Here is a 12,137-nt window from a genome sequence, read left to right as displayed (position 1 = left end):
GTTTCCGAACACGCTTGTGACACTGCGACAGCGCCCGCAGCGCAACGACCCTGGCAGAGGCCGGCGGACCGAGCCGCGACCGCCGCGTCGACGTTCGGCAGCGACGCGGCGTACCCGGCGGCGCGGCCCACGCGCGCCTGCTCATCCCACGCCCATCCCGGGCCGCAACCATGCGGCTCAGGCGACCACACCCACCCAAGCGAACCCCTCCCTGCGCAGGTCAGGGAGCCCCTGTGCGAAGATCCGGGTCCGCGATATCGACAACCAACCCGGGACCGGTTCAGCCGCCCGCGGTGACCAGGCCCCGAAAGAAGAGCGCATGCGTATCACCCCGACCAGGGCCCGACGGCTCGTGACCGCCGTCGCGGGGGCGGCTCTCGTCACCGGTTGCGGCGGCGCCGCGCTCTCCGCCCCGGGTGAGGTCTCCCCGACCACCGCCTCGCCGACTCCCTTCGGCCGGCAGGACGTGCGGGCCGACCTGGAAGCGGCAGCCTCGGCAGCCGGAGCGCCCGCGGGGCTGACGGAGTCGGGCTCCGGCACATCGCCCCGCCCGGGAGGGACGGAGAAGGAGCGGAAGCTGGCCGCCCTCACCGCGCGACTGTCCCCTTGCGTGGTCTCCTGGTCGCACGACGGCGCGGACGCCTCCTCGTCCTCGTCCGGCCCGGACCAGTCGCGACAGCAGTTGGATGTCGTCATCTCGGAGCTGGTGGCACGCGGCTGGAAGAAGTCCGGGGCCGCCAAGGAGGTGCCGGTCGGGGACGGCGGCACGTACTTCATGGCCACCTACAAGAAGCGGGGCTGGACCCTCAACGCGCGGCACAGCACCCTGTCGACCTGGCGCCAGTCCACCGCCATGGCCACAGAGGACGCCTGCTTCGGCCGACTCACCGACGAGGAAGCGGCCCTCCTCGAGGACTAGGGCCTGTTGCGAAAGTAGATCTTGTTCGTTGATGATCACGGGCTGTGGGACGTGGAGATCTGACGAACGGTCAGTGGGCCCGTCTTGAACCGCTGCTGCCACAGGGCATCAAGCCGGGTCGTCCGCAAGTGTGGACGCGCAGGCATCTGATAGACGGCATACGGTGGCGGACCCGCACCGGTGCTCCCTGGCGGGATGTGCCGGAGCGCTACGGGCCTTGGGATCGGGTGTACGACCTGTTCCGGCGCTGGCAGCGGGACGGGACCTGGGCAAGGATCCTCACCCAGCTCCAGGCCGAGGCGGACGCCAAGGGCCTGATCACCTGGGCCGTGAACGTCGACTCCACCGCCTGTCGGGCCCACCAGCACGCCGCCGGGGCGGCGAAAAGGGGGATCTCCAGAAGGAACCGCCCGGCGGGATCTTCGTCGAGCCGGCCGACCACGGTCTCGGACGCTCCCGGGGCGGCCTGACCAGCAAGATCCACCTGGCCGTCGAGCAGGGACAGAAGCCCTTGTCGGTGGTGATCACGGCCGGGCAGCGAGCGACTCACCGCAGTTCGTGCCGGTCCTGGAAGCGATCCGGGTGCCCCGGCTGGGGCTCGGCAGGCCGCGCAAGCGCCCGGACCGGGTGCGGGCCGACAAGGCGTACGACTCCCGCAGCAACCGCTCATACCTGCGCGGACGTGGGATCAAGGCCACGATTCCCATCCCGGCAGACCGGGTCCGCAACCGGCTCAAGCGCGGTTCGCGCGGCGGTCGGCCGCCGAAGTTCGACAAGGACGACTACAAGCAGCGGCACGCTGTCGAGTGCGGGATCAAACGACTCAAGCGCCACCGTGCCGTCGCCACCCGGTACGACAAACTCGCCGTTCGTTACGAAGCGACCGTGCTGGTCGCAGCCATCAACGAATGGCTGTAACCGGCACGTGACCACGTATCAAGCCCACACCGCTTTGACCACTGCGTGGCCTGCCGAAGCCGCCCGCCCGTAGAACCCTTGGAGGTCCCTGTGATGGTCGAGGAACTCCTGCCTGGCCTGCGCCTCGTCCGAGCCGCGGCCACTGAACTTGGCACCGGCAACGTTCCACAAATCGTCGAAAGAAACAGTCGCAAGGAAATTCGCGGCCTGTGACACCCCAGGCGGCTCCAGAATCGTCAGGGGTGGGTTGGAGGGGTCGGCGTCAGCACTGTGTGGCACGGGGCGGCCGCCGTAAATCGGCAGCGTCCAGGGCTTGTCGGTGTCTGCATCGAGGACATCGGCTGCGGCGTAGAGGTCATTGACGGAGCTCCAGACCTTGTCGATCGAGTCGGCGATACCCGCTGCGTACTCGTCGGGGTGGTTGTCCCAAGCCTCGGACATGAACGCCGCAAGCCAGGTGTGGTCGTCCCGGATCTCGGACTCCGCGACGGCGCGAAAGTGTAGGTGGATGCTCACTGCGACGAGTCCCCCAGCTCGGCGGCCCGCCTGTCGGGCCGAACGGACAGAACCTACTCGACGGCACTGACGGCGAAACGCCCCGTCTCTTAACGCGGAATGCCTGGCGCTGCGTCGTCTGTCGTCGAGATCGACCGCTGCGGACAGGCCATCCGACGGAACTTTCGCAACAGGCCCTAAAGGGTGTTGCACAACGGCGTGACCGCTAGATTCCCGCCATGATCCAGCCTGCCAGACTCTTCGCTTTGTCCGGTTTCCTGCCGACTGGCAGCGCACATTGATCTTGCTTGCGAGCTGCTGCCCGATCTTCCCGACCCTTGTGCAACACCCTTTAGCGGCACCAAGCGACCGGCCACCTACAACGACGTCAACGCCCAACTGGGCTTCTACACCTCCGTGTCAGGCCTCGGCCTCAACCCCGACGACATCCAGATCAACGGTGACATCACCGTCGACGCGAGCTGACCAACGGCGTGTGGAACATGACGTTCACCGGTGTCGAGGGCGCGCCCGCGTCCACCTTCGCCACCGGCAAGATGCTCGGCGCACCTTTGGCGCCGCATTGTCATCTGCCGTCCGGGTGGGCCTTCAGGGGTAAACAGCGCCGGAGTCCAACTGTCTGCGGGCCTCCACAGGGCCGGTGGCGATAATTGGCCATGTGAGCGGCAACTTCCCCAGCGAGGCGAGTCAGACGCTGTCCAGCCAGACCCGGGCGCGCTGGCGGACGTTCGTGCAGGCCGAAACGGGCAGCGCTGCTCTGTTGCTGGCAGCCGTGGCCGCGGCCCTGCTGTGGGCCAACGTTGACGCGCATTCATACGAAGCGGTGTGGGGAGCGCACTTCACCATCGGCTTCGACGCCCACCATCTCTCACTGGACCTGCATGAGTGGATCAACGCCGGGCTGATGAGCCTGTTCTTCTTCGTCGTCGGCCTGGAGGCGCGTCGCGAGTTCGACATGGGGGAACTGCGGGACCGGCGCTGGGTGATGCTCAGCGCTGCGGCCGGCCTCGGCAGCATGGTCGTACCCGCGGCGATCTACATCGCGATCAACGCCGGTCGTGATTCAGTGCACGGCTGGGGTACGGCCATGTCGACCGACACCGCCTTTGCCCTGGGCATTCTGGCCGTGCTCGGCTCACGGCTGCCGGCGTCCCTGCGCGCTTTCATGCTGTCGATCTCCGTGGTCGACGATCTGCTCGCGCTGCTGGTCATCGCTGTCTTCTACAGCGAGGGCATTCACGTGCCGGCACTGCTGGTGGCGCTGGGCGGGCTGCTGATCATCGCTGTGCTGCGGTTGGCGGGCATCCGCAAAGGCGCCCCTTGCGCCGTGCTGTCCGTGGCGGTGTGGGTCGCGCTGTACGAGGCCGGGGTCGACCCCGTGGTGACGGGTCTGGCTGTCGGAGCCCTCGTCGTCGCCTACCCTGCCCCGCGAGGCGACCTCGAGCGGGCGAGCCAATTGTTCCGCCTCTTCCGCGAGCAGCCCACCCCGGAGTTGCAACGCTCCGCGGTACAGGGTCTTGCCGCGGCCATCTCCCCCAATGAGCGCCTGGAGCAGAAGTTCCTGCCGTGGGTGAGCTACGGCATCGTGCCACTGTTCGCGCTGGCCAACGCGGGCATCGAGCTGAGTGGCGACAAGCTGGAAGAAGCGTTCACCTCGCCCATCACACTGGGCATTCTGTGCGGCTGCGTGGCGGGCAAGGTGATCGGGATCGTGGGTTCCATGGCGGGCGCGCGGGTGCTGACGGGCGGCCGCCTGCGCCCCAACGTGGGTTGGGGTTCGGTCACCGCGGGTGGCGCCGTCGCCGGTGCGGCTTTCACCGTCTCCTTGTTGATCGCGTCCCACGCCTTCGAGGGCGAGGAACTGGATCAGGCACGCATCGGTGTCCTCACCACCTTGGTCGCTGCGTTCGCGCTGAGCTGGGCCGTCTCGGGCGTCATCGGCCTGCTGCCGGAGGCCCGCAGGGCACGCGCTCTGCTGGGCACGACCGACACGCTGACGGATCTGGCGGTGGCCGTCGACGTCCGCCACGACCGGATCCGCGGCCCTGAGAAGGCGGCCGTCACAGTGGTCGAGTACGGCGACTTCGAGTGCCCTTATTGCGGGCAGGCCGAGCCGGTCGTGCGGGAACTACTGGGTCACGAGCACGACGTCCGCTACGTCTGGCGGCACCTGCCGCTGTCGGATGTGCACCCCGACGCGGAACTGGCGGCGGAGGCGTCGGAAGCGGCCGCGCGGCAGGGGAAGTTCTGGGAGATGCACGATCTGCTCTTCGCACGGCAGGACGCCCTCGGCGTCGAGGACCTGCTGCGGTACGCGCAGGAACTCGGTCTGGACATGGCGCGGTTCCGAGACGACCTGGAGCAGCGCCGGGGCGCGCTGCGCGTCGCGGAGGACGTTGATTCCGCGGACTTGAGCGGGGTGTCGGGCACACCGACGTTCTTCATCAACGGACGCCGCCACCAGGGCGCCTACGACATCGCAGCCCTCACGCAGGCAGTCGAACAAGCCCGGCAACGAGTGTTGGCCGCGCAGGCCGGACTGTCCAAGCCGGCGAGATGAGCGGGCCTGCACCACGGCCCTCCCCACCCGGCCGCCGAACTCGCAACGCGCCGCCTTCAGTTGGGGAACGCGTGCATCCCCCGCACCATTGACGGCCCGTCGTCCCGTCATTACCTTCCGAGAGCGCTCTCTTTCACTCACACCAGGTCCCCGGACTGTCGCTTTCACCGGCGTCTTCAGGCCGCACTCGGCGAAGCAAGGGGGCGTTGCCCTGACTGGGAGGCCCCATGACTCCCGTACGAAGACTTTTCAGACCAATTCCCCGCACCGTCGGACGGTCGGCCGCAGCGACCGCCCTCGCGCTGCTCGCGGGCATCGCCTCGCCGTCGGCGTCCGCCGCCGGCACTGCCACCACCACCGCCACCACCGCCACCACCGCCACCACGGCATCGGCCACCATCTGCAACAAGTACTGCGACGCCCGTGATCCCGCCCTGTCCCCCGGCGGCCGCATCCCGGTGACGACCAGCCTTCACGGTCGATCGATCGTGCTTCACTTCGACGACGCCGACGCGATGGGCTGGGCGTCCATCGCCAACGGCAGCCCGGGCGACGAGGTGTGGCTCGACCGCTCCTTCGACGGCGGGCGCACCTGGAGTTCGGGAAGCAAGCTCGGCAGCACCACCGTTTCCTCAGGTCAGCGGGGCTGGCGCACGCTCATGTACAACGTGGACGACTGGAACAACCACGGCGTCGGCGCCCTGCGCGCCTGCGGCAAAGCGGGCGACCGCGTCGAGATCGCCTGTACATCGTGGGCCCGCACCACCTGGAACTCGGGCGACCGACGCACCGCGGCGGCCACCGGGCTGATGACCTTCTACGACTACTCGACCGGCCTGTTCGACACCACCGGCTGGTGGAACTCCGCCAATGCCCTCACCTCGGTCATCGACAACATCCGGGTGTCGGGAATGGGCAGTTACTCGTACGCGATCTCCCGCACCTACGACCTGAACCTGAACGCGCAGGACGGGCAGTTCCGCAACGACTACATCGACGACACCGGATGGTGGGGGCTCGCCTGGGTCGCCGCGTACGACCTGACCGGTGACAGGCGCTACCTCGACACCGCCCGCACCGACGCCGACCACATGGCGGCGTACTGGGACAGCACCTGCGGCGGCGGAGTGTGGTGGAGCACGGCGAAGACCTACAAGAACGCCATCGCCAACTCCCTCTACATCCAGCTCAACGCGGCCCTGCACAACCGGATTCCGGGCGACACGACGTATCGGGAGCGGGCCCGTGCCGGTTGGTCCTGGTTCCAGGGCACCGCAATGATCAACGGCTCGAATCTGGTCAACGACGGTATCGACCTGGCCACTTGCCGCAACAACGGCCAGCCGGTCTGGTCGTACAACCAAGGGGTCTTGCTCGGCGCCCTCACCGAGCTGCACCGCGCCACGGGGGACGGTGAACTGCTCACCCGCGCACGGCAGATCGCCGACGCCGCGACCACGACGTCCTCCCTTCACACCACCGAGGGCATCCTGCGCGACCCGTGCGAAGGCGGCGACTGCGGCGCCGACGGGGCGTCCTTCAAGGGCGCGCACGTGCGCGGTCTGGGCAAACTCAACGCCGCGCTGCCGGACCATCCCTACACCGCGTATCTGCAACGCCAGGCAAGCCGTGCCCACGCCAGCGACCGCAATGCCCTCGATCAGTACGGACTGCGCTGGTCGGGCCCGATCGACAAGGTGGACGCGGCACGGCAGCACAGTGCCCTCGACCTGCTCAACGCAGCGCCGTGACAGGAGTGTTCACAGCGCCCCACGGAGTGACGGAGAAAGGGCTGGTAAGTCGTCATGCCGGCACGGAGACATCGCACCTGGGCCGGCGTCCTGGTCTTGGCACTCGCCCTGGCCGGACTGGTCGCACTGCCCACCACCGCCCACGCGGCGCCGGTGGCCATCGGCGCCTTCACTCAACTGTGGCGACACACCGGGAACAGCCGCTACCTGGACACCGCCAGGCGCCTGGCCGATGCCGCGATCTCCTCGCCGGCGCTCACCCGCGACGGCATTCTGACCGAGTCGTGCGACATCGCGACGAACTCCTGCGACGACAACCAGAAGCAGTTCAAGGGGATCTTCATGCGTCACCTGGCGGATCTGGCGGATGCCGCCGGATCGGCCGCCTACCGGATGTACGCCGATAGGCAGGCCGATTCGATCTGGGCCAACGACCGGGACTCCCTGAACCGCCTTGGCCAGCGCTGGTCCGGCGCCAGTCCCAACCCTCGGACTGGCGCACCCAGGCCAGCGCTTTGGCGGCCTTGACGGCTGCGGAGCGACCGTAGGCCCACCCGGAACTCAAGTAGGCGGCGTTCAGCAGCCACCGCAGTTGTAGTACAGCACGTCCCAATGGTTGCCCTCATCGGCGTAGATGTTGCCCGAGCCGGAACGCCACTGGGGAGCCCCGTCGCCGCGCAGGCCGATGTAGGTGAAGTTGCTCTTGATGTAGTTCCCGACGCAGGTGTACTTGCTGAAATCGAGCTTGTAGCCGTTCCAGTGCGAGTACGTGCCGGACGCGTGCCCGGTCTCGGTGCCGGCGGTGATGTTCAGGGCGCAGCCGCTGGCGCGCTTGAGGGTCTGTGCGCCTTGGGCGGTGGCCAGGTTGAGCTGGTCGAAGGACGTACACGTGGAGTTGTTGCGGTTGGAGCAGTTCCCGGACGACGACCAGGTGATGCCGACCTGCTGGAACATCGAGGTCGCAGTTGTGTGACTGATCTTGGTGACGGCGAACGCGTCGCCGGCGGTGCCGATGACGACGGCGCTGGGGGCGACGACGAGGGCGAGAGCGGTCAGGACCGAGCGGAGCTTCAAGGCCTTCGTGACCTTCATCTGGGGACCTTCCTGCGGTGGGCCACGGTTCTTGTGGGGCGGCTGTGCAGGTGGTGCAGGAAGCATCGTGCCTGCGATCTACGCGCGTTGGCCAGAGGGCAAAGCGGAACACCTGGGCTCGCTCCGACTCCGAGACACATTCGATTCATATAGGCGAACCGTCCTCTGTGAATGCCGCAGCGAAAGTGGACGGCGACAGGACCCTTGAAGGCCTCGGAAGGCTCTGCTTTCCTCCATTAGGAAAGTTTCCTATCAATCACTCACGTGAACGAGGTTCATATGAGGGCATCTCATTTGTCGTTACGGCAAGGTGCGCTGGGCGCCGCGCTCGGCACCATCCTGTTGCTGCTCCTCTGCCTCATCCCGACCGGCTCCGCCCAAGCGGCCGACGCCGATCAGCATGCCGCGGCCGCCTCGCCGGTCTCCGTCAACGGCCAGCTCAAGGTCTGCGGCACCAAGCTGTGCAACAGCCGCGGGAACCCCATCCAGTTACGCGGCATGAGCACCCACGGCACCCAGTGGTACCCGCACTGCCTGACCGGCGGTTCGCTCGACGCCCTGGCCGGCGACTGGAACGCCGACGTCCTGCGCGTCTCGACCTACGTACAGGAGGGCGGCTACGAGACGAACCCCCAGCACTTCACCAACCTCGCGAATTCCCTCATCCAGCAGGCGACCGACCGCGGCATGTACGTGATCGTCGACTGGCACATGCTCACCCCCGGCGACCCCAACACGAACCTGAGCAAGGCCCGGCAGTTCTTCACCGACATCGCCAACCGCAACAAGGACAAGAACAACGTCCTCTACGAGATCGCGAACGAGCCCAGCGGCGTGAGCTGGTCGCGGATCAGGAGCTACGCGGAGCAGATCATCCCGACGATCCGCAACATCGACTCCGACGCTCCCGTGCTGGTCGGAACCCGGGCGTGGTCCTCGTTCGGTGTTTCCGAGGGCGCCGACGAATCGGAGGTGGTGAACAGCCCGGTCAGGGCGTCCAACATCATGTACACCTTCCACTTCTACGCGTACTCGCACCGCGACGAGTACCTGGCGACCCTGTCCCGTGCCGCCGACAAGCTCCCGGTGTTCGTCACCGAGTTCGGCACCCAGAACTACGCCGGCGAGGGCAGTAACGACTTCGCCATGTCGCAGCGCTACCTGGACCTCATGGCCGCCAAGAAGATCAGTTGGACGAACTGGAACTTCTCCGACGACAACCGTTCCGGAGCTGTCTTCAAGACCGGAACGTGCGACAGGTCCGGCCCCTGGACCAGCACCTCGCCGCTGAAGCCCGCAGGCGTCTGGATTCGCGAGCGCATCAGGTCGCAGGACAACTGGTAATGGACGAGCGTGAATAAGCATGATCGAACCGGTGGCCTGTGTGTCTCACACAGGCCACCTCACCTTGCGGAGCGATGTCGCAGGCCGGGTCACCCCTGGGCCGAGGTGGCGGGTGCCGCCTCCGCCCGGTTTTCCGCAGCGGACGATGTGATCACTTCGGAGCTATCGGAGCGCCGGCCGCCCCGGTCCATGAGGCCGCCTGTGAAGGCCAGGCCGAGGCCTGCCACGGCGAGGGCAGCGCCGACGAGGTTCGGTGAGGCCCAGCCCCAGCCGGCGGAGATGGCCAGGCCGCCGAGCCAGGCGCCGCCCGCGTTGGCCAGGTTGAAGGCGGAGTGATTGGAGGCCGCGGCCATCGTCGGAGCGTTCTTGGCCTTCGCCATCAGCAGCATCTGGACGGGGGTGGTGATGAGGGCACCCATCGCACCGATGAAGGTGATCGTGATCAGGGCGGCGACGGTGCTGTGGACGGTGAAGTAGAACGTCACCAGCCCGGCCGCGAGCAGGGCGAGCCCCGCGTACAGGGTCGGGCGCAGGGCGCGGTCGGTGAGGGGGCCGGCGAGCAGCGTGCCGGCCGTCATGCCTACGCCGTACAGCGCGAGGACCAGGGTGGTCGAGGTGTCGGAGATGCCGGTCAGGTGTGTCAGCATCGGCACGAGGTAGCTGTAGACGGCGAAGAAGCCCCCGAACCCGACCACCGCCGTGGCCAGGCCGATCACGACCTGCCGGTTGCGCATGGCCCGCACCTCGTGCCGGATGCCGGCCTGCTGACCTCGTGGCTGGTGCGGAACGAACGCGGCCAGTGCGGCGAGCGCGACGAGCCCGATGACGGCGACGGCGCCGTAGGCGGACCGCCAGCCGAGCTGCTGGCCGAGCGCGGTGCCGGCCGGGACGCCGATGATGTTCGCGACCGTCAGGCCGAGGAACATCTTCGACACGGCGCGCGCAGCCCGATCAGGGGCGACCAGCCGCGAGGCGACGACGGCGCCGACGCCGAACAGCGCGCCGTGCGGCAGCCCCGCCAGGAAGCGCGCGGCGAACAGCAGGCCGAAGTTCGGGGCGAGCGCCGAGGCGATGTTGCCGACCACGAACAGTCCCGACAGCAGCAACAGCAGCCGCTTGTGCGGTACGCGTGCACCGATGCCGGTCAGCACGGGGGCACCGACGACGACACCGAGCGCGTAGGCCGACACGAGGTTGCCGGCATGGGGCACCGAGACCCCGATCCCGTCGGCGATCTGGGGCAGCAGCCCCATCGTGGCGAACTCGGTCGTGCCGATGCCGAAGGCGACGACAGCCAGGGCCAACAGAGCCAGAGGCATGGTGCGGGAGAACCTTTCGAAGACAGTGGCGCGGGGACGAGGGAGCAGAGAAGGCCGAGATGGGGGCACCCACCTCGGCCGGCCGCGTCGAGCACCGTTGCCCATCGCACCCTCACACAGGGCGAGCCCGTCAACAGTGCAGCAGCGACGGGAAGCCGCGCATTCCAAGATCAGGCCCCGTCCTCGCGTGATCTACGTCATGCCGCCTCGGTGGACTGCGGCTGGTCACGGAGCCGGTGAGGGGGTATGCACGTGCCATGCTCGGGCTCTCCTGATCACGCTGCCACCGATGCTGAGGTTCGTGCCGCTGGGCTGCGTCGGGTCGGGGGTGGGAGTGGTGGGCGGAGTCTTCGGACTGGACCTCGGCGTCTACGCCGAGCAATTGCCGTCGGACACCTGGAGACCGGTGCCCGCGCCCGCCGTCCGTTTCACGACGTCGGGGACACACGCGGCGGCGTCGAGCGCGTACGGATAGGGGATGCTCACCGTGGTGTTGGACTGCGGATTCGGACCCGCAGGGTAGTTGTCGGTTCCGGGGGTGGACCAGGTGACGTTGTCGAAGACGTTGCCGCTGACCTGCCAATAGCCGCGCTGGTCCGTGTAGAAGGTTCCGAGGACGTCCTTGGAGTCCTCGAAGTAGTTGTTGTCCACCTTCGCCTTGGCACCGGCCCGCGAGTTGATGCCGGACTCGTTCAGGCTCACGTAGTGGTTGTTGTAGGCGTGGGCTGTGCCGCCGCGCAGGAGTGGGGCACGGGAGTCGATGTTCTCGTAGCGGTTGTGGTGGAAGGTGACGTACCCGTTGGACAGATCGCTCTCGCTGGAGCCGATCAGGCCGCCCCGGCCGGAGTTGCGGAGAATGCTGTACGACAGCGTCACGTACTGCGTGTTGTCCTTCATGTCGAACAGGCCGTCGTAGCCCTCCGACTCGCCGCCCGACGCCTCGAGCGTGGCGTGGTCGACCCAGACGTTGCGGACGTCGCTCTCCATGCCGATCGCGTCACCGCCGTTGGACGTGGGTGAGCCAGACTTCTTCACGTTCCGGACGGTCACGTTCTGGATGATGATGTTGCTCGACTCGCGTATGTGGATGCCGAGTTGGTCGAAGACGGCACCACTGCCGACGCCGACGAGCGTGACGTTGCTGATCTCCTTCAGTTCGATGACACCGGCGGCAGTGTTGCAGCTCTCTCCGGACACCTTCGAGGTGTTGGCGTGGTTGATGGTCCCCTCGACCTCGATGACGATCGGCGTGCTGCTGGCGGCCCGGCCACAGAGGGCCGCGTGGATCTGCGTACCCGTGGTCGCGCGGACCGTCTGTCCGCCGGCTCCACCCGTGGTCCCGCCGTTCTGGGTCGCGTAGCCGGTGGCACCGCCGGTCGCGGCCGAGGCGTCCGACATCGACAGGGCCACGCCGGCCGCGGACGCCAGGGTCATCGCGGCCGCGGCCGCGGAAATGCGCAGTGCGACAGGTCTTCTCATCTCGTCTCCTGAGTTCACCGAGGTACACCGTGGATGTGGTGACGCGTGGGTGTGCGACAGCCCCTGGCTCATGGCATGCGGGGCTGGTGGCGCATGACGATGGAGAAAGCGCTTTCCGGGTGGAGACCATAGGACTCGTTCAGCCAACCGACAAGACTGTCGGCGAGACTTGGTTCACATTCTCGAATGAACAGAGAGAGGTTCGCGCCCTGGATCGGCTTGACCAGGTGCACCAAGGC

The 12,137-nt window shown here is 67.5% G+C and carries 8 protein-coding genes and 2 pseudogenes; 6 read left to right on the top strand and 4 right to left on the bottom strand.

Annotation, left to right across the window (positions count from 1 at the left end; genetic code table 11):
* Window positions 1-319: 319 nt before the first annotated feature.
* Window positions 320-919 carry a hypothetical protein gene (locus ACZ69Q_RS34510; RefSeq protein WP_471049752.1) on the top strand — a complete coding sequence of 200 codons (600 nt, stop codon included), beginning with the start codon at window positions 320-322 and terminating at the stop codon, window positions 917-919.
* Window positions 920-963: 44 nt separating this feature from the next.
* A pseudogene (locus ACZ69Q_RS34505) lies at window positions 964-1,837 on the top strand (IS5 family transposase).
* A gap of 18 nt (window positions 1,838-1,855) precedes the next feature.
* Here the strand turns inward: ACZ69Q_RS34505 and ACZ69Q_RS34500 are convergent.
* Window positions 1,856-2,353: a DUF1877 family protein gene (locus ACZ69Q_RS34500; RefSeq protein ID WP_471049749.1), complete on the bottom strand. Its 498-nt coding sequence runs from the start codon at window positions 2,351-2,353 to the stop codon at window positions 1,856-1,858.
* A 658-nt stretch (window positions 2,354-3,011) separates the two neighbouring features.
* On the opposite strand from ACZ69Q_RS34500, the gene ACZ69Q_RS34495 reads away from it, so the two are divergent.
* The 3 genes from ACZ69Q_RS34495 to ACZ69Q_RS34485 all read left to right on the top strand — a co-directional run bounded on the left by ACZ69Q_RS34495 (window position 3,012) and on the right by ACZ69Q_RS34485 (window position 7,192).
* Window positions 3,012-4,913, top strand: coding sequence for a Na+/H+ antiporter NhaA (locus tag ACZ69Q_RS34495; RefSeq protein WP_471049747.1), 1,902 nt, complete (start codon window positions 3,012-3,014; stop codon window positions 4,911-4,913).
* 227 nt (window positions 4,914-5,140) lie between these two features.
* Window positions 5,141-6,664: a glycoside hydrolase family 76 protein gene (locus ACZ69Q_RS34490; protein WP_471049745.1), complete on the top strand. Its 1,524-nt coding sequence runs from the start codon at window positions 5,141-5,143 to the stop codon at window positions 6,662-6,664.
* A 96-nt stretch (window positions 6,665-6,760) separates the two neighbouring features.
* Entirely contained in the window at window positions 6,761-7,192 is a 432-nt protein-coding gene (locus ACZ69Q_RS34485) for a glycoside hydrolase family 76 protein (protein ID WP_471049742.1), read from the top strand.
* A gap of 48 nt (window positions 7,193-7,240) precedes the next feature.
* Here ACZ69Q_RS34485 and ACZ69Q_RS34480 read toward each other — a convergent pair whose 3' ends face one another.
* Window positions 7,241-7,756 (bottom strand): hypothetical protein, encoded by a 516-nt coding sequence (locus tag ACZ69Q_RS34480; RefSeq protein WP_471049740.1) that lies wholly within the window; start codon window positions 7,754-7,756, stop codon window positions 7,241-7,243.
* Between the two features lie 360 nt (window positions 7,757-8,116).
* Between ACZ69Q_RS34480 and ACZ69Q_RS34475 the strand changes: the two genes are divergently transcribed.
* Window positions 8,117-9,100, top strand: coding sequence for a glycoside hydrolase family 5 protein (locus tag ACZ69Q_RS34475; RefSeq protein WP_471050271.1), 984 nt, complete (start codon window positions 8,117-8,119; stop codon window positions 9,098-9,100).
* A gap of 89 nt (window positions 9,101-9,189) precedes the next feature.
* On the opposite strand, the gene ACZ69Q_RS34470 is transcribed toward ACZ69Q_RS34475, so the two are convergent.
* The gene (locus ACZ69Q_RS34470; protein WP_471049738.1) at window positions 9,190-10,419 is read right to left on the bottom strand and encodes an MFS transporter; all 1,230 of its coding nucleotides are present in this window, start codon (window positions 10,417-10,419) and stop codon (window positions 9,190-9,192) included.
* Window positions 10,420-10,704: 285 nt separating this feature from the next.
* Window positions 10,705-11,898: pseudogene (locus tag ACZ69Q_RS34465) on the bottom strand (pectate lyase family protein); the annotation flags it as partial.
* Window positions 11,899-12,137 lie beyond the last annotated feature (239 nt).

It is taken from the genome of Streptomyces sp. NPDC036764 (genome assembly GCF_055609385.1).
Note: the sequence above shows the minus strand (reverse complement) of the source record. Positions and strands in the feature narration are given on the sequence as shown.